General features: G+C 52.7%; 19 protein-coding genes. All 19 read right to left on the minus strand.

Going from position 1 to position 18,908, the window contains the following annotated elements:
- Positions 1-4: 4 nt before the first annotated feature.
- Positions 5-883: an alanyl-tRNA editing protein gene (locus tag C9I92_RS04730; RefSeq protein WP_047886612.1), complete on the minus strand. Its 879-nt coding sequence runs from the start codon at positions 881-883 to the stop codon at positions 5-7.
- Positions 884-971: 88 nt separating this feature from the next.
- Positions 972-2,474 carry a ribosome biogenesis GTPase Der gene (gene der / locus C9I92_RS04735; RefSeq protein ID WP_047886611.1) on the minus strand — a complete coding sequence of 501 codons (1,503 nt, stop codon included), beginning with the start codon at positions 2,472-2,474 and terminating at the stop codon, positions 972-974.
- Between the two features lie 179 nt (positions 2,475-2,653).
- Positions 2,654-3,811: an outer membrane protein assembly factor BamB gene (gene bamB / locus C9I92_RS04740; protein ID WP_047886610.1), complete on the minus strand. Its 1,158-nt coding sequence runs from the start codon at positions 3,809-3,811 to the stop codon at positions 2,654-2,656.
- Positions 3,812-3,824: 13 nt separating this feature from the next.
- Entirely contained in the window at positions 3,825-4,436 is a 612-nt protein-coding gene (locus tag C9I92_RS04745) for a YfgM family protein (protein WP_047886609.1), read from the minus strand.
- 13 nt (positions 4,437-4,449) lie between these two features.
- Complete coding sequence (hisS, locus tag C9I92_RS04750) at positions 4,450-5,718, minus strand: histidine--tRNA ligase (RefSeq protein ID WP_047886608.1); 1,269 nt, start codon at positions 5,716-5,718, stop codon at positions 4,450-4,452.
- A gap of 105 nt (positions 5,719-5,823) precedes the next feature.
- Positions 5,824-6,939: a flavodoxin-dependent (E)-4-hydroxy-3-methylbut-2-enyl-diphosphate synthase gene (gene ispG, locus C9I92_RS04755; protein WP_047886607.1), complete on the minus strand. Its 1,116-nt coding sequence runs from the start codon at positions 6,937-6,939 to the stop codon at positions 5,824-5,826.
- Between the two features lie 14 nt (positions 6,940-6,953).
- Positions 6,954-7,937 (minus strand): cytoskeleton protein RodZ, encoded by a 984-nt coding sequence (gene rodZ / locus C9I92_RS04760; RefSeq protein WP_047886606.1) that lies wholly within the window; start codon positions 7,935-7,937, stop codon positions 6,954-6,956.
- The gene (pilW, locus tag C9I92_RS04765) at positions 7,927-8,685 is read right to left on the minus strand and encodes a type IV pilus biogenesis/stability protein PilW (protein ID WP_047886605.1); all 759 of its coding nucleotides are present in this window, start codon (positions 8,683-8,685) and stop codon (positions 7,927-7,929) included. The genes rodZ and pilW overlap by 11 nt, the downstream gene beginning before the upstream one ends.
- A gap of 67 nt (positions 8,686-8,752) precedes the next feature.
- Complete coding sequence (gene rlmN, locus C9I92_RS04770; RefSeq protein WP_047886604.1) at positions 8,753-9,874, minus strand: dual-specificity RNA methyltransferase RlmN; 1,122 nt, start codon at positions 9,872-9,874, stop codon at positions 8,753-8,755.
- A 317-nt stretch (positions 9,875-10,191) separates the two neighbouring features.
- A complete protein-coding gene (ndk, locus tag C9I92_RS04775; protein ID WP_047886603.1) occupies positions 10,192-10,617 on the minus strand; it encodes a nucleoside-diphosphate kinase in 426 nt (141 codons plus the stop codon).
- 99 nt (positions 10,618-10,716) lie between these two features.
- Complete coding sequence (gene pepB, locus C9I92_RS04780) at positions 10,717-11,997, minus strand: aminopeptidase PepB (protein ID WP_047886602.1); 1,281 nt, start codon at positions 11,995-11,997, stop codon at positions 10,717-10,719.
- Positions 11,998-12,059: 62 nt separating this feature from the next.
- Positions 12,060-13,349 carry an aminopeptidase PepB gene (pepB, locus tag C9I92_RS04785; protein ID WP_047886601.1) on the minus strand — a complete coding sequence of 430 codons (1,290 nt, stop codon included), beginning with the start codon at positions 13,347-13,349 and terminating at the stop codon, positions 12,060-12,062.
- A 402-nt stretch (positions 13,350-13,751) separates the two neighbouring features.
- On the minus strand, positions 13,752-13,952 hold the full coding sequence (gene iscX, locus C9I92_RS04790) for a Fe-S cluster assembly protein IscX (protein WP_047886600.1): 201 nt from the start codon (positions 13,950-13,952) through the stop codon (positions 13,752-13,754).
- 122 nt (positions 13,953-14,074) lie between these two features.
- Complete coding sequence (gene fdx, locus C9I92_RS04795; protein ID WP_047886599.1) at positions 14,075-14,413, minus strand: ISC system 2Fe-2S type ferredoxin; 339 nt, start codon at positions 14,411-14,413, stop codon at positions 14,075-14,077.
- A 2-nt stretch (positions 14,414-14,415) separates the two neighbouring features.
- Positions 14,416-16,269, minus strand: a complete 1,854-nt coding sequence (hscA, locus tag C9I92_RS04800; protein ID WP_047886598.1) for a Fe-S protein assembly chaperone HscA — start codon at positions 16,267-16,269, stop codon at positions 14,416-14,418.
- A gap of 38 nt (positions 16,270-16,307) precedes the next feature.
- Entirely contained in the window at positions 16,308-16,823 is a 516-nt protein-coding gene (gene hscB, locus C9I92_RS04805; protein WP_047886597.1) for a co-chaperone HscB, read from the minus strand.
- Between the two features lie 88 nt (positions 16,824-16,911).
- Positions 16,912-17,235, minus strand: a complete 324-nt coding sequence (gene iscA, locus C9I92_RS04810) for an iron-sulfur cluster assembly protein IscA (protein ID WP_047886596.1) — start codon at positions 17,233-17,235, stop codon at positions 16,912-16,914.
- A gap of 21 nt (positions 17,236-17,256) precedes the next feature.
- Positions 17,257-17,640, minus strand: coding sequence for a Fe-S cluster assembly scaffold IscU (gene iscU / locus C9I92_RS04815; RefSeq protein ID WP_047886595.1), 384 nt, complete (start codon positions 17,638-17,640; stop codon positions 17,257-17,259).
- A gap of 33 nt (positions 17,641-17,673) precedes the next feature.
- Complete coding sequence (locus C9I92_RS04820; RefSeq protein WP_047886594.1) at positions 17,674-18,888, minus strand: IscS subfamily cysteine desulfurase; 1,215 nt, start codon at positions 18,886-18,888, stop codon at positions 17,674-17,676.
- Between the last annotated feature and the right edge of the window lie 20 nt (positions 18,889-18,908).

The following is an 18,908-nucleotide window of genomic DNA, read 5'->3' on the forward strand; positions in this document are numbered from 1 at the left end:
GTGATCAAGCTTTAACACTGCGGGTGATCATTATCAACTCCTGCTCATTGCGAATATCAAACGATACGGTCAATGATGCGTACTCGGCCAGAGAGCGGACATGAGTACCGCCACAAGGGATTTCGACTACATTCCCTTCTAGCAGAGCGCACTGCCAGTAACGGGAATCTGTCAAAGCAGAGCCTTCTTTGCGAAGTGTCACCGGAAAACCTTCGTGGCACCAGGCAGTCAGCTGCTGGTTCACCTGCTCCGTGATGTCAGGCAGAGCTGCGAGCATCTCTGCCGTATTCATTCCGCGTTTTCGCAGGGTCTTCCCGAGGCGATAAGTATCAGTACTGCAATCTTCGGTCACACGGCTTTCCGTTTGCGCATAACTGTGGAAATCGTAGTGCCCGAGTTCATCTTTCCGTGATGCCTCTTTTCGCCAGAATCCCTGATGGAGGACCTTGTTAAGCGCCAGCGAGGAAAGGTGGCCCCCACTGTGGCCACGGCTCAGGGCCTGCTGATAAATCTCATCGACAACCAACTCAACAGCCACCCCTGCGGCCAGCGCCATATCAGTGGCAAGCTGATGCACCACAACAAACACCCAGCCCGGCTCAAAGCGTTTGACTGGAATCGCGGCGCCGACAAACAGCTGTCCGGTCACCAGTTCAACGGCACCGACATGACAGCCGACAACAGGTTGGCTATCGCCTCCCCACTTCAGCATTCCGCGGTCTGCCGGATGATCCGGCCAGATGTGGCTGACCGGGTGAAAAGGGGTAACATCGGTCACCACATACAGGCCGCCTTGCCCATCGGCTTCAACGAGCTGTACATTCGCCTGTGCCTGATACTGATAATCCGGAAACACCACCCGGGTTGCGCTTATCGCTGTCATAACTGTCCTTCATTGTTCGAACTGCTAAGCATGATAACAAAAAGCCCGGCGCTTGGCCGGGCTTAACATTCAGCAAAAACGGTAAGTATTACTTATCACGGTTTTTCAGGACATTGGTCAGACGTTTACGCTGACGCTCCTGAGAAATAGTCAGCTTCTGCTTCTTACCTTCAAACGGGTTTTCGCTGTTCTGGAACTGGATACGGATCGGCGTCCCCATCATTTCCAGTGACTTGCGGTAGTAGTTCATCAGGTAACGCTTGTACGAACCAGGCAACTCATTCACCAAGTTACCGTGGATCACGATAATCGGTGGGTTATAGCCCCCTGCGTGCGCATATTTCAGTTTCACACGGCGGCCACGGATCATCGGCGGCTGGTGATCATCCTGCGCCATCTGCAGAATACGGGTCAGCATTGATGTGCTGATACGCTTCGTGGCAGATTGGTAAGCCTCCTGTACGGATTCATACAGGTGACCCACACCGGTACCGTGCAGGGCAGAAATAAAGTGGATACGGGCAAAGTCTACAAAGCCCAGACGGCGATCCAGCTCAGACTTCACGCGCTCTTTCACTTCGTTATCCAGACCGTCCCATTTGTTGACGGCAATAACCAGTGAACGACCGGCATTCAGAGCAAAGCCCAGCAGGCTCAGATCCTGATCCGAGATGTTTTCGCGGGCATCGATAACCAGCAGCACCACGTTGGCGTCTTCAACGGCTTTCAGGGTTTGGATAACCGAGAATTTCTCTACCGCTTGGTGCATATTTTTACGACGGCGAATACCCGCGGTGTCGATCAGGACGTATTCCTGGCCATCACGCTCCATCGGGATGTAAATCGAGTCACGGGTTGTACCCGGCATATCGAACACTACAACGCGCTCTTCGCCCAGAATACGGTTGGTCAGGGTAGATTTACCGACATTAGGACGACCGATGATCGCCAGCTTAATCGGCTGCTCTTGCAGACGCTTGTAAGCGGCTTCCGCATCAGCTTCTGACAGGTTCGCTTTTTCGATGTCTTCAACCGATGTCAGATCTTCGATCTGTACTTCATCGCTTTCTTCGCCTTCAGCTTCTTTCGCCTTCAGGTTTTCTGCAAACGGTGCCAGCGCACGCTCCATCAGCGCGGTTACGCCACGGTTCTGTGCCGCTGCGATTTGGTACATTGCATCAACACCCAACTGCCAGAATTCTGCACAAGCACTGTCGCCATCAATACCGTCAATTTTGTTCACCACCAGGAAAGTGGGCTTTTCACGGCTACGCAGATGCTTGGCAATCGCTTCATCCGCAGCGGTCAGACCGGCACGACCGTCGACCAGAAACAGAACCACGTCCGCTTCTTCGATCGCCGCCAGCGACTGCTCGGCCATTTTGGTTTCGACGCCTTCTTCAGAGCCGTCAATACCGCCGGTATCGATCACGATAAATTCGTGCTCTTCTAACTCGGCCTTACCGTATTTACGATCCCTTGTTAGGCCAGGAAAATCAGCTACCAGCGCATCCCTAGTCCGGGTAAGACGGTTAAATAACGTCGATTTACCCACATTTGGGCGCCCGACAAGGGCAACAACAGGAATCATAACTACCTCTTACTTTTCATAGTCTTAATGACATATTTTCCATTCATTCTTGCCTCCAGCGAGCCTTCGCTCTGCCTTCATCCGACAATAATATCGCGAACGGATATAACAACAACGGCTCCTGACTGTATCCACAGCAGGAGCCGAGAAATGAGAATGGCGCGTATTATAACGACAAATTACGGCATTTGCATTTTGTAAATACGACCATCACGGGTCATTACCAGGTATCCGTCAGGCAGTACCTGCGGTGGTACCGCAATGCCGCTGCCATCTGTTTTCTGCTGTGCCACGAAATCACCGGTATAACGATCCAGCCAGTGCAGATACCCTTCACTGTCACCAACAACCAGGTAGCCGTTAATCACAGTCGGAGCACTCAACAAACGGTATTCTAGGGTATTGTTTGTCCACAACGGCGTACCGCTGCGGGCATCCACTGCAACCACATGGTCCTGATCGTTAATCAGGTATACCTGGCTACCATCAACCACGAAATCCGTTGCTGATGAGAAGTTACGCTTCCAGGCGGCTTGTCCTGTACGCAGGTCAATTGACACCAGGTTACCGTTGTAACCGACCGCATACAGGCGCTCACCGCTGATGACCGGTGTCGCATCGACATCGATCAGGCGATCAATCTCGGTAGCACCTTTGGGTGAGCCAATCGGCTGTTGCCACAGCATCTGACCATTGTTCAGCAAAGCACCAGCCAGACGGCCATTCGCCATGCCCCAGAACACCCCACCGGAAATAGACACTGGTGAGCTGTCGCCTCGCAGCGTCAGGGTCGGCACTTCACTGCCCAGTTGCCAACGGCTCTGCCCCGTTTCTGCATCCAGTGCCTGCAGGACTCCGCGGCTGGTGTTAACAACCACCAGACCTTCATCGACCAACGGTTTTGACAGCACTTCACCTTCAACCGGATGACGCCATACCAGCTCACCCGTTTCTTCATCCAGTGCAATCACTTCCGCATTTTCAGAGCCGATAAACACTTTGCCGTATGACAGGCTGATACCACCCGCAAGACGGGCCGGAATGTCCGTTTCCAGATCCTTTTCCCAAATCAGGTCACCGGTTTCCGGGTCCAGTGCTTTCACCAGTCCAACACGGTCAGCAACAAAAATTTTGCCGTAACCCTGCGCCGGCGTCAGTTTGGAGAAGAAATGGCTGATGCCATCCCCAACTGACGTGCTCCAGCTTTGCGTCGGAGTAAATGCACTTTCAACCTCAGGCAACGGAGCCATTTGGATATTATCTTCCTCACTGGCACAACCGGCCAGCAGCCCCACAGCCAGGGCAACAGAGATCGCTTGCTTCAACACCTTCTGCATATCGACGTCTACCCTACTGTGCCAAATCGTCCAGCTTCAGCTGCAGCGCCGGAGAGGCACCGTATTGCTGAGCGCTGACATAGGCTTCACGAGCAGCCAGGGTATCGCCTTTTTGCAGCAGGACATCGCCACGCAGTTCGGCCACTTTGCCCTTCCAGCTTTCGGCGGTCACTTTATCCAACTCCGCCAGCGCTTTATCAAACGCATCCTGTTCAGTATAGATGCGAGCCAGACGAGTCTGTGCAACAGGCAGAATTGCCTGATCTTTAGTGTTGCTGATCGCCCAGTTCAGTTGTGTTACCGCCGCATCGAGATCGCCGCTTTGCACCTGAACTTTAGCTAGCTGCAAAGCTGCCAGTACTGCGTACTGGGAGCTTTCATGGCCAGCGATAAATGCCTGAGTATCCGCAACGGCGTTTTCACTGCCGGCTTCCAGAGCATTGATCACCTGAGTATAAGCATCAGATGCCTGCTCCTTGGCTGACTGAACTTCCGCCTGATAATAGCGCCAGCCAGCCAGTCCACCCAGACCAATCACAGCACCGAGAACAACGGCCTTACCGTTTTCTTTCCACCAAGCTTTAATCTGTTCAACTTGTTGTTCTTCTGTGATATTGCCGTCCACTTCCTGTCCTCTCTTAAATCAATTCAGCCAGCTTAGCGGCCACTTCGTCCTGTGCCATTGTGGTTTGTTCGCCACCACGCAGATCTTTTACCACTACAGTGTTCTCGGCAATTTCATTCTCACCCAGAACCAGTGCGACTACAGCACCAACGTTATCGGCACGCTTAAACTGTTTCTTGAAGTTGCCGCCGCCAAAGTGAGTCATCACTCGCAGACCCGCCACTTCTTCACGCAGTTTCTCAGCCAGTTTCAGACCAGCCATCATGGTGCCTTCACCAGCGGTAACCATGTAGACGTCAACCGGACGACGTACATCTGTCAGTTCCAGAGTTTCCATCATCAGTACCAGACGTTCCAGGCCCATCGCAAAGCCGACAGCCGGTGTCGCGCGACCACCCAGTTGTTCAACCAGACCGTCGTAACGACCACCACCACAAACGGTACCCTGAGAACCCAGGCTTTCAGTGATCCACTCAAACACGGTGCGGTTATAGTAGTCCAGACCACGCACAAGACGTTCATTTACTTGGTATTCGATGCCAGCAGCGTCTAATAGTTCACATAATCCGGCAAAATGTGCCTTGGATTCTTCGTCCAGGTAGTCAGACAACTTAGGCGCATCAACCAGGATTTCCTGAATCGCGGCGTTTTTGGTATCCAGCACGCGCAGCGGGTTGGTATGCATACGGCGTTTGCAGTCTTCGTCCAGCACATCAATATGCTGTTCCAGGAACGCAACCAGAGCCTGGCGGTAGTCTGCACGGGCTTCCAGTGAACCGATCGAGTTCAGTTCCAGACGGACATGCTTGTCGATACCCAGCTCACGCCACAGGCGGGCTGTCATCATGATCAGCTCAGCGTCAACGTCTGGGCCGTTCAGGCCGAAAACTTCCACACCGAACTGGTGGAACTGACGGTAACGGCCTTTTTGCGGACGTTCGTGGCGGAACATCGGGCCGGTGTACCACAGACGCTGTTCCTGGTTGTACAGCAGGCCGTTCTCGATACCCGCACGCACACAACCCGCAGTGCCTTCAGGACGCAGTGTCAGGCTGTCACCGTTGCGGTCGTCGAATGTATACATTTCCTTTTCAACAACATCCGTAACTTCACCAATCGCACGACTGAACAAATGCGTTGATTCAACGATAGGCATACGGACTTCGCTGTAACCGTACGCGCTGACAACTTGTTTAATCGTCGTTTCCACTTTTTGCCAAAGCGGAGACTGAGTTGGTAGGCAATCGTTCATGCCTCGAATTGCTTGAATTTGTTTCGCCACGTTTATTCTCGTTAACCGATGGGAGATTGGAGTTGAATATATAGGTTATAACGCAAACTGTGAACCGCTCCGGGTCAAGACCGGCGCGATTCACAGCAAATAACGTTATTTTTCTGTCACATCAATCCGGTTGTTCAGATCCAGCATTGATGCTTTGGCGCGGATTTTGGCTTCCAGCTGATCAATCATGTTGTCATTATCAAAGCGCTCTTTCTGACGGATACCGTCATCGTAGAATGCACTTTTGCGGTTACCACCGGCAACCCCGAGATGAGACACTTCCGCCTCACCCGGACCGTTAACCACACAACCGATCACGGAAACATCCATAGGGATGGTAATGTCTTCCAGACGCTGTTCCAGTTCGTTCACAGTGCCAATCACATCAAATTCCTGACGTGAACAAGTCGGGCACGCGATGAAGTTGATGCCGCGAGAGCGGATACGCAGTGACTTGAGGATGTCATAACCGACTTTCACCTCTTCAACCGGATCAGCCGCCAGAGAAATACGCAGGGTATCACCGATTCCTTCTGCCAGCAGCATACCAAGACCTACCGCCGATTTCACCGATCCGGCACGGGCACCACCGGCTTCAGTAATACCCAGGTGCAGCGGCTGGTTGATTTGTTTGGCCAGCATGCGGTAAGACTCAACCGCCAGGAACACATCGGAGGCTTTCACACTGACCTTGAACTGGTCAAAGTTGAGGCGATCCAAAATGTCGACATGGCGCATCGCTGATTCCACCAGCGCTTCCGGTGTTGGCTCACCGTATTTCAGCTGCAGGTCTTTTTCCAGCGAACCGCCGTTGACCCCGATACGGATCGGGATATTTTTGTCACGGGCGCAGTCTACCACCGCACGGATACGGTCTTCGCGACCAATGTTACCCGGGTTGATACGCAGACAGTCCACGCCGTATTCCGCCACTTTCAGGGCAATACGGTAGTCGAAGTGAATATCTGCCACCAGCGGCACATTCACTTGCTGTTTGATCAGTTTGAAAGCTTCCGCAGCTTCCATGGTCGGCACAGAGACACGCACAATGTCTGCACCTACGTTTTCCAGCGACTTGATCTGGGCAACGGTTGCGTCAACATCGGTCGTGCGGGTGTTCGTCATCGATTGCACCGCGATAGGTGCTCCGTCGCCAATAGGGACATTACCGACATAAATACGGGTTGATGGACGGCGTTTAATTGGAGACTCGTTATGCATTACATTCACTCTGTTTACTGCGGCAGTTTCAATCGCGCCACTTTTCCAGCAGGGTACCTGCTCAAATCGACAGGCTCGCCTTTGAAACTCATGGTTACCACACCCGGCGCACCCAGCACCACTCGGAACGGCGCGTCCCCATCCAGTTTCAATACATCACCGGACTTTTTGATACCGCTGTCAAGGCGTTTGCCGTTGGCATCACGAATTTCAATCCAGCAGTCGCCGGTGAAACTCAGTTCAAGGTCCGATGCGGCGGCAGCGATTTCCTGCTCATCCGTGACTTCATTATTCATTTCAGCAGCCAGGCTGTCAGCGCTGTCGACCGGTGCCGTCTCTGTCGCAGGCTCCGGCGCGGTAAAGCTGTCAGCAAATTCGGCTTTCGGCTCGTTGGCCGTCAGGCTGTCTACCGGATTGACCGGCTCATTGCCAAACGTTGTTACCACACTGGCTTCTTCTGACGGGTTAGCATCCGGAGAAAGCGTGGTTGCCGACGGCTGACGGGTTACGCCAACGGCCAGTGATTCATCCAGCGGCTGGGCCGACTGCTCCAGCGAAGCGGAGACATCGGTCTCGGGTGCCATCTGCAGGCTTTGCCACCACCACATGCCGGTCAAACCGATAAACAGGATCGCCAATACCCAAGTCAGGCGCATGATACGATTATCGTGCGCTTCACGCTTGGTACGGCGGGAGAAGCTCTGCATCTCCTGCTCCTGAGGCGGAGCATGACCCAGCTGGTCAAGCCGCGCGATCACTTCCGCATCGTTAAGCCCGACAAACTTGGCATATGAACGCACATAGCCACGTGTAAACGTGGCCAGTTGCGCCTGCTCAAAATTATTTTGTTCAATATCGTTCACCACCGAGAGGCGGAGCCTCAATCGGCTGGCAACATCCTTCTGCGAATAGCCTAATTTCTCACGAGCCTGACGCAGCATATCGCCGGGAAGAATGGCCTCTTCTGTTGAGTGTTCTTCGTTCTGTTCAGTATTCATTGGCTAGATAATTTTGATATTGCTTGGAGTCCGGGTACTTCTCTTTCAGAAGGCCAGCATACTTGTCAACCAATGTTTCTCGACCGGCCTCTTGCTCCAGTTGGATCAACAACCACAAACTGTCAGGGTTGTACCCGTACCTGTTATTAAATTTAAACAGCCGTACTCGGGCTTCGTTCAGGTTGTCCGCTTCAATGTCCATCTTAGAAAGCTGCAGCATGGATTTAGGCCGATATGGGTCATACGACAGGGCTTTGGAAAAGTAATCCCTTGCCTCAGAATCGCTGCCCTTTTTCAGGCTGCATAACGCGGCATTTTCGTAACTGGCCGAAGTCAGATAGTAGTACGGTTGCTTGATGGCTTTTTCGAAAGCATCAATCGCTTCCTCATAGCGTCCCTGTCCACACAAGAATACGCCATAATTATTCCTTACGTCGCCATTTTTTGGCGAATCCCGCAGCGCCTGCTGATACATGGCTTCTGCGGCATCAGGTTCATCAACCTTCTGATAATAGTAGGCCATGGCATTCTGGGCACGATAGTATTTCGGTGCATATTCCAGCGCACGTTCCAGATTATCTCGGGCTCGCTGCCACTGGCCATTGTCCAGATATCCCAGACCTAAGGTGATTCGGGCTTCGGCCGCCTCTACCTCATCAACTTCCTGTTTCGTTGTGCCAGCTTGATCGACCGTAACACATCCGACCGTTAAACTACACAATAATAGGTACATCGTCCACCGTACCATGGCCAGCCGCTCCTTTGTCCTCAGTAAATTTCAGCCAAACCTGATGGTTTGGCTGAATGATCGTCTATTAGACTGATTTTACCGGGATTTGTTCACCGTTTTGAAGCTTAGCTTGGGTGCGTTTCGTGCGGTCAATCACATCGCCAACCAATTGTCCGCATGCGGCATCAATGTCATCACCACGGGTTTTACGAACGGTGACGGTGAAATCGTATTCCATCAGCGTTTTCATAAAACGGTCAATACGGGAGTTGCTTGGCTTCTTGTACGGTGACCCCGGGTACGGGTTAAACGGGATCAGGTTAATTTTCGCCGGTGTATCGCGCAGGGTATGAGCCAGCTGGCGCGCGTGATCCATATCATCGTTGACGTGATCCAGCAGGATGTACTCAACGGTCACACGGCCACGGTTAGCATTGGACGACGCAATGTAGCGACGTACCGAAGCCAGAAAATCTTCGATGTTCCAGCGATCGTTAATCGGCATGATTTCAGAACGCAACTCATCCGTTGGCGCATGCAGTGAAATCGCCAGTGCCACGTCGATTTTGCCTGTCATCTGATCCAGACCAGATACCACGCCAGAGGTTGATACCGTTACGCGACGCTTTGACAAACCAAAGCCCAGATCATCCAGCATGATTTCCAGTGCCGGGATCAGGTTTTTCATGTTCAGCAACGGCTCACCCATTCCCATCATCACCACGTTGGTTATTGGGCGACGGCCGGTTTCTTTTTCCACACCGACTTCTTTGGCTGCACGCCAAACCTGGCCGATGATTTCAGAGACTTTCAAGTTACGGTTAAAGCCCTGCTGTGCCGTTGAACAGAATTTACAGTCCAGCGCACACCCAACCTGAGAAGACACACACAGCGTGGCGCGATCGTCTTCCGGAATGTATACCGTTTCAACGTCCTGCGAACCCACACGCATCGCCCACTTGATAGTACCATCGCTCGAATACTGCGCTTCTGATACTTCCGGGGCACGGATTTCCGCCACCAACTTCAGCTTTTCACGCAACTTCTTGTTGATGTTGGTCATTTGGTCGAAGTCATCACAACCGAAATGGTAAATCCACTTCATAACCTGATCGGCACGGAAGGCTTTTTCGCCCAGTTCATCGGCGAAATACTGACGCAGCCCTTGGCGATCAAAATCCAGCAGATTAGTTTTAACAGTTGTCATCGGTTGTTGCCTCTTTACTCATGCGTGACGTTATCTGTACCTTGGGTAAGCTGCATATTATGGCTTACGACAGGACCTTTTAGGGACTGAAACCCCGCCGTCATCGGCTTGAATTTCAGTTTGGATTTAAGGCGCGAAATTGTACAGGCTTTGCCTGCGAGTTTCCACTTGTTAACACATTGGCAGCGTCAGGAGAAAAACACTGCGTCTCGTGCCTGGCGAGCAGGCATAAAAAACGGGAAGCCAGGCTTCCCGTCAGATTCTGATAGCAGCATCAACGCCGCCGTTTGTACCAATAATTTACAAGGGCAGCTTCATTAGCGAGGGCAGATTTCGTCTTCGGCAAAGAAGTAAGCGATTTCGCGCGCTGCTGAAACCGGGCTGTCAGAGCCGTGTACCGAGTTAAGGCGCATGCTTTGCGCGTAATCTGCACGCAGCGTGCCGCATGCCGCTTCTTCCGGATTGGTTTTACCCATCAGCTCGCGGTAGCGGGCAATCGCATTTTCGCCTTCCAGCACCTGCACCATTACAGGGCCCGATGTCATGAAGGCAACCAAGTCATCATAAAACGGTTTGCCTTCGTGCTCAGCATAAAAGCCTTTCGCTTTGTCTTCAGACAGGTGCACCATTTTCGCGGCAATAATTTTCAGCCCAGCACTTTCGATACGCTGATAGATAGCACCAATCAGGTTACGTTCTACAGCGTCCGGTTTTACGATGGAAAATGTTCTTTCAATTGTCATTATTATTGTTCCTTTTGAATCGTTCAGAGGGAAGCCGACCAGCCAGTCCTGACATAGCGCCTTTATGGCTTCCCATCGAGGAAACAACGCGTGTCGCGTTTACTGCAGCAACAGTGCTGCAATGTTCGCGACGCCTAAACCTGTCGCCCCTGCTGCCCAACGGCTGTCTCCGCTGTCACGGAAGCAGGAAGCCAGGTCAAAGTGTACCCAGCTGCTGTTGTCTGTATCTACAAAGCGGGACAAGAACGCGGCGGCATTCGATGCCCCGCCCATACCCCCACCTTTCTGCGCCCGGCTGTTAGCCGTATCTGCGTAGAATGACGGACAGTGACCCTGATGCCATTTTTCCAGCGGCAGCGGCCAAGCTGGCTCATTCACCAGTTCAGATAGTTGCTGCGCCTTAAACACCAGTTCTTTGTCCAGTCCAAACAAAGCGTTGTAATCACTACCTACGGCCATCATAGCTGCACCGGTCAACGTCGCGGCGTCAATCACAAGCGGCGCTTTAGTTTCGGTAGCAGCAATCAGGCCATCGGCCAGAACCAGACGCCCTTCGGCATCGGTATTCACGATTTCAACGCTCAGGCCGTTCTTGTACGTTAACACATCACCAAGCTTATAGGCGTTACCGGCAATCATGTTTTCCGCACAACACAGGATCAACTTCACACGTTGACGCAAACCTTGCTCAATGGCGTAGCCAAGTGCCGCGGTCACGGTCGCGGCTCCGCCCATATCGCACTTCATGGTGACCATGCCTTCGCTCGACTTGATGCTGTAACCACCAGAGTCAAACGTGATCCCTTTACCGACCAGGCACGCAGCTACCGGCGCGTCAGCGTTACCGGTCGGGTTGAAATCGAGCGTCAACATGACTGGCGGACGGCTGCTGGCACGACCCACGCTGTGGATACCAATCCAGCCGTGATCAACCAGTGCATCTCCCACAATCAGTTCGTGGCTGATCGCATCACCGGCAATACCGCCTAGAAACGCAATCGCTTCTTCCGCGAGCTTCTCCGGATACATTGCTTCTGGCGTTGCGTTCACCACCTGACGTACCCAGTCTGCACTGCGGCGACGAGCATTCAGCAGTTCCAGCTCATCTTCATCAATGGATGCCCAGCGTAGTTCAACTTGGGTTTTCGTATTGGCAAAGCCGCAGTAAAACGCCCACTGGCGCTCATAGCTCCAGCCAGTACCTTCTAGGCTGGCGCTGTTAATCCCCTGGCTCTGCAACTGACGTGCCGCCTGCTGAATACGACGCAGCGGGAAATCACCGGAAAAGTGAATTACCGCCCCTTCCGCTTCATAAGACACCAGTGCGTTATCACCCCAGATACCCGAGTAAGTGTCTGCAGAGAGTGAAATCCTTAACATATCTTTTCTTCCTTTTGCGGCCGCCCGCTCAGGCAGCCACCGTTAACTTGGTTAATGAGTAATTACTCTTCATCACACAGGATGTTAGCCAGGGTGCGCACGCCCATACCGGTTGCGCCAGTGCCCCACTTATCGCTGGCCGACTTGCGGTAGGTACCGCTGGCATCGATGTGCATCCAACCGTTTTTGTAGTCTTCCACGAAGTAAGACAGGAAGGCCGCAGCGGTGCTTGCTCCCGGCATGAACTCACCTTGTGAGATGTTCGCCAGATCGGCAAAGCTGGATGGCATCATGCTGCGGTGCTGCTCAGCCAACGGCAGCGGCCACAGACCTTCATGCTCTTCGCTGGCTGCCATCAGGGCTTTTTGTGCCAAAGCATGGTCAAAGCTGAACAGCGCGTGGTAATCGTTACCCAGCGCATTTTTCGCCGCGCCGGTCAGGGTCGCGCAGTCGATGATCAGTTCAGGATTCTGCGAGCTGGCATAAATCAGGCCGTCAGCCAGAACCAGACGTCCTTCTGCGTCGGTGTTCAGCACTTCAACGGTTTTGCCGTTCTTGTAAGTGATCACATCACCCAGTTTGAAAGCATTGCCGGAAACCATGTTTTCCGCACAGCACAGGATAAGCTTGATACGTTTGTTAGTGCCACGTGCAATGGCCAGTGCCAGCGCACCCGTCGCCAATGCCGAGCCGCCCATGTCCGCTTTCATCGCTGACATGCTGCCCGACGGTTTAATGCTGTAACCGCCTGAATCGAAAGTAATGCCTTTACCAACCAGGCAGGTGTGAACCGGTGCATCCGGGTTGCCGGTCGGGTTGTAATCCAGACGCAGCATTGCCGGAGAATGAATAGAGCCACGGCCGACAGTGTGAATGCCCACCCAGCCTTCATCCAGCAGGTCATTACCTTTGATGATTTTGTAGTTGACGTGCTCCGGAGCCAGAGACTTGATGAATTCACCGGCACGGGTAGCCAGTTGTGACGGGCGAATGATTTCTGCCGGCTGGTTAATGATTTCACGAACCCAGTTAGTTGCCATCAGGCGCGCCTGTAGTTCCGCTTCGTCTGCCTCTGACAGACCTTCCCAGCTCACTTCGTTACCCGGTTTGGTCGTGCGGTGGCCCTGAATAAATGACCAGATCGCTTCCAGATCCCAGCCTTCGCCAGTCAGTTGTACCTGCTTGATGCCCATACCGTCCAGCTTACGGCCGGCACGCTGAATGGTATCCAACAGGTTGTCATCGTTCAGGTGAACCAGCGCCCCTTCTCCGACGAACGTCACCAGAGCATTGCTGCCCCACTTCTCATCAGCAGCTTCCCTGGACAGTTGAACAATCATTTTGGCAGACATGAATTACTCCTTGGGTTGGTCGCCTTCCCTGTATGTGATGAGGAAAGACACAAAGTCGGTTAAACGTCCTGACGTCTGTTTCCGGTAATCCTCGCTGTAACGCCGTGAGGTAACAAAGGCATGACAACACTGTTATCGGATATAACAGCCTGTATGGGGGCGCTCACTGACTTTACCAAGGGGGTCACCGTCGGTTTCATTCGATTTCGGGCGATTTAACCGTAAATAACCGGAACAATAGAGTTAAATATTTTGTCTTTAACTCTATTTTCAGAATATTGAATACTCTGCCTTGCTCCCGATAAATAAACAAGTTGTTTACAACGAGACTAAGAGCAAGATCAGATCCTCGGCTGAGGAAGAGAAGCGTTTAGCGTAGAAAAAGAGAGGGGCAGCCGCAGATTATTCTGCTTCTTCGATCCAGTACATTTGCACGGCTTCCAGCACGCGTTCACTGCAGTGTTTCGGATCGTCGTCGAAGTCTTCCAGTTCCAGAATCCATTCCCGTAGATCGGTAAAACGGATTGTGGTCGGGTCAACATCAGGGTGCAGCTCAGAAAGCTCAATCGCCAGTTCGCGAGAATCAATCCATTTCAAGCCCATACGATACTCCTTACTCGTTTGCTCAGAGGGTACACCGTTGCCGGACAGCGGCACACGCCAAGGTTGGAATTGTTTTAGTGTAGCGGATCTGCCGGCGACAGGGCGCCGGCAGAGAGTCACAATCAGTGGCCTTCAGACGCCAGATTGATCGTGTATTTCGGGATTTCAACCACCAGGTCTTCATCCGCCACGCGAGCCTGACAGCCCAGACGTGATTCCGGCTCCAGACCCCATGCTTTATCCAGCATGTCGTCTTCCAGCTCGTCACTTTCTTCCAGCGAGTCAAAGCCTTCACGGATGATCACGTGGCAAGTTGTACATGCGCACGATTTCTCACAGGCATGCTCAATAGCAATCCCATTTTTCAACGCCACATCCAGGACTGTTTCACCGGTATTGGCTTCCAGCACCGCACCTTCCGGACACAGTTCATCATGGGGTAATACAACAATCTTAGGCATGCCTAAACCTCATCAATCGAATGACCAGCCAGTGCGCGACGAATAGACTGATCCATCCGACGAGACGCAAATTCCTGGCTTGCTTTATCTGTTTTCTTAATACCGGCTTCAATTGCACGCGGGTCTGTACCCTGACGCAGCTGAACCAGTTCCATCATGACGGCTTCCAGCTCTTCGCGCTCTTCTTTGCTCAGCAGGGTATCCCCGTCCTGAGCCAGCGCGGCAATCAGACCTTCCAGCACGCGATCTGCCTCAACTTGCTGCTCGGCAAGTGCACGGGCGTCTTTGTCTTCCTGTGCGTGAGCCATAGAATCGCGAATCATGGTCGCAATTTCATCGTCGGTCAGGCCGTAAGACGGCTTAACCTGGATAGACGACTGTACGCCACTGCTTTTCTCCATCGCGGTCACAGACAGCAGGCCGTCTGCATCAACCTGGTAGGTCACGCGGATATGAGCAGCCCCGGCCGCCATGGCCGGAATGCCACGCAGTGTAAAGCGGGCCAGTGAACGGCAGTCATCCACCATTTCGCGCTCACCCTGCACCACATGTACGGACATCGCTGTCTGACCATCTTTAAAGGTGGTGAACTCCTGGGCACGAGCCACAGGGATTGTGGTGTTACGCGGAATAATTTTTTCAATCATGCCGCCCATAGTTTCGATACCCAATGACAGAGGGATCACATCCAGCAGCAGCATCTCAGAGTCCGGCTTGTTACCCACCAGGATATCAGCCTGAATCGCAGCACCGATCGCCACCACCTCATCCGGGTTGATTGACGTCAGTGGTGTCTTACCGAAGAAACCACCAACCATCTCACGCACCAGTGGTACGCGGGTTGAGCCGCCAACCATGACGGTTTCGATCACTTCGTCAGTCGTTACATCCGCATCTTTCAGCGCACGACGACAGGACATCAGGGTTTTCTTCACCAGCGGCTGAATCAGTGTCTCAAACTGTGCGCGGGTTACCTTACCCTGCCAGCCCAGCACATCCACTGCCACGCTGTCGCTGTCAGTCAGAGCTTCTTTCGTCTGTTGAGCGACATCTTGCAGTAGGCGCTGCTGCTGCGCAGACAGCGCGGCGGTCACGCCCGCCTGCTCGGCGATCCAGTCCGCTAGCAGATGGTCGAAGTCATCGCCGCCCAGTGCCGAGTCGCCACCGGTTGCCAGCACTTCAAACACCCCTTTGGACAGGCGAAGAATTGAGATATCGAACGTACCACCACCCAGGTCATAAACCGCAATCACGCCTTCCTGACCAGAGTCCAGGCCGTAGGCAATCGCAGCCGCCGTTGGCTCGTTCAGCAAACGCAGCACATTCAGGTTCGCCAGTTTAGCCGCATCTTTGGTACCGGCACGCTGCGCATCATCGAAATAAGCCGGCACAGTGATAACCACACCGGTCAGCTCACCACCCAGTGCAGCCTGAGCACGCTCGTTCAGATTTTTTAGAATTTCGGCAGAAACCTGTACCGGGTTAACCTCGCCCGCACGGGTCACCAATTGCGGCAGACCATTGTCGGTCGCTTTAAACTGGTATGGCAACTGCGGATAACGCTGCTGGATATCCGCCAGCGAACGACCCATCATACGTTTCACTGAAATGATGCTATTGGCAGGGTCCTGCTGAGCAATGTCACGCGCCTGATGGCCGACAACAATGCCCGCTTCGCTATAGTGCACGGCCGAAGGCAAAGTCGATCGCCCCAGCTCATCTTTCAGGGTTTCGGTGGTGCCGCTGCGAACCGCAGCTACAAGTGAATTGGTGGTACCCAGATCAATGCCCACCGCCAGCTTATGTTGGTGCGGGGCAGCGCTTTGGCCGGGTTCAGCAATCTGTAACAGTGCCATGTTTGTTCCTGTGGAGTTAGTACCGGGTTTGGAAAAGATCAGTCAAGCAGGCTGTCTTCCAAACGCTCAACTTCATCACGCAGCTTAACAATAAACTTCAGCTTGCGCACGACGTCGGCTGCGGTTTCCCAGTTTTCATCTAGTAGTCGTTGCTCAAGATCAGCCATGTTCGCTTTATAAAGCGCGGTGACCTCTTGCTCGAAATCAAACAGTGCCGCTTCGGGATCACTGGCTTGCGGGATATCTTCCAGAGTTTCACGCAGTTCCATTTGCTGCATCAGGAAGACAGGATCCTGGAGGGTCTTCTGTTCGCCCCGGATCTCCACCCCTCGCTCTGCCAGCATGTACTCAGCGCGGGAGATCGGATTCTTCAGCGTCTGGAATGCATCGTTAATCTGAGCGGCTTTCTGCACAGCCATCAGACGATCACGCTCTGAAGCCGTTGCGAAATTGTCAGGGTGAAAACGGCGCTGTAATTCCCGGAACTGATTTGCAAGAAGGCTACCGTCCAGCTCAAACTGAAAAGGTAGCCCGAAGAGTTCAAAATGATTCATATCACGTCAGTAACTGTAAAGCTGAATCCAGAAAAACAGAACCTGATAACCGCCGGAGGGCAGCAATCAGGCTCCGTTGACTCAGCGATTAAACGTTGAAGCTTTCACCACAACCGCATTCGCTGGAAACGTTAGGGTTGTTAAACTTAAAGCCTTCATTTAATCCTTCTTTGGCAAAATCCAGCTCTGTCCCTTCGAGGTAAACCAAGCTTTTGGCATCAACGATAATTTTGACACCTTTTTCTTCGAAGACGTGATCGCCTTCGTCCAGCTGGTCGACAAACTCAAGGACGTAGGCCATTCCTGAACAGCCTGAAGTGCGTACACCCAGTCGCAGGCCGATGCCTTTTCCTCGGTTTTCTAGGAAGCTAGCGACGCGACTTGCTGCCGCTTCAGTAATTGTAATGGCCATACAACAACCCTTAAAACGTTATTATTGTTCGTGCTTTTTCTTGTAGTCGCTAACTGCGGCTTTGATTGCATCTTCCGCCAGGATCGAGCAGTGAACTTTAACCGGTGGCAGTTCCAGCTCTTCCGCAATCGCAGAGTTTTTGATTGCAGCAGCTTCGTCCAGGGTCTTACCTTTCACCCATTCAGTGATCAGTGAGCTTGACGCGATAGCTGAACCACAGCCGTAGGTTTTAAATTTCGCATCTTCGATGATGCCGTCTTCAGATACTTTGATCTGAAGTTTCATTACGTCGCCACAGGCTGGTGCACCCACCATGCCGCTACCAACGTTTTTGTCATTTTTGTCAAATGAGCCAACGTTACGCGGGTTCTCGTAATGATCAATTACTTTTTCACTATATGCCATGACAGTTTCCTCAAATACGTGATGACCGCTATATCAGTGGTGTGCCCACTCAACCGTGTTCAGGTCAATACCTTCTTTGTACATATCCCACAGCGGAGACATTTCACGTAGTTTCTCTACCGCGCCGCGGATTTGCGAAACTGCGTAGTCTACTTCTTCTTCAGTCGTGAAGCGACCGAAAGAGAAGCGAATTGAGCTGTGTGCCAGTTCATCGTCCAGGCCCAGCGCACGCAGTACGTAAGAAGGCTCAAGACTTGCCGATGTACAGGCAGAACCAGAAGAAACAGCCAGATCTTTCAGCGCCATCAGCAGAGATTCACCCTCAACGTACGCGAAGCTGATGTTCAGGTTGTTTGGCAGGCGTTGTTCCAGATCACCATTGATGGTCATCGCTTCCATACCTTCCAGACCTGCCAGCAGACGGTTACGCAGAACCAGAGCGTGCTGGTAATCTTGCTCCATCTCTTCTTTAGCAATTCGGAATGCTTCACCCATACCGACAATCTGGTGAGTTGCCAGCGTACCGGAACGGAAACCACGCTCGTGGCCGCCACCGTGCATTTGCGCTTCCAGACGGATACGAGGCTTACGGCGAACGTACAGTGCGCCAATACCTTTCGGACCGTAGATTTTGTGCGCAGACAGCGAGATCAGGTCAACTTTCATTTCCTGAACATCGATAGGCAGCTTACCCGCAGACTGAGCAGCATCCACGTGGAAAACCACTTTTTGCTCACGGCAGATTTCGCCAATAGCAGCGATGTCCTGAATAACACCGATTTCGTTGTTCACGTGCATGATAGAAACCAGCACCGTGTCTTCACGGATAGCGTCACGCAGTTTAGCCAGGTCAATCAGACCGTTAGACTCAGGCTCCAGGTACGTCACTTCGAAGCCTTCACGCTCCAGCTGACGGCATGGGTCAAGAACCGCTTTGTGTTCTGTTTTACAGGTGATAACGTGCTTGCCTTTCTTGTCATAGAAGTGGGCAGCACCTTTAATGGCCAGGTTGTCTGACTCAGTCGCACCTGATGTAAATACGATTTCGCGCGGGTCTGCATTCAGCAGATCAGCAACTTGCTCACGAGCAGTATCAACCGCTTCTTCAGCCTGCCAACCAAAGCGGTGAGAACGAGAAGCCGGGTTACCGAAGTTTCCATCCATCGTCAGGCATTGCATCATCTTCTCTGCAACGCGAGGGTCGACCGGGCAAGTAGCGGAATAGTCAAAATATATTGGCAGTTTCATCTTCATCTCCGAAAACACGG

Origin of the sequence: Photobacterium ganghwense (genome assembly GCF_003025595.1) — a bacterium.
Lineage (GTDB): Bacteria > Pseudomonadota > Gammaproteobacteria > Enterobacterales > Vibrionaceae > Photobacterium > Photobacterium ganghwense.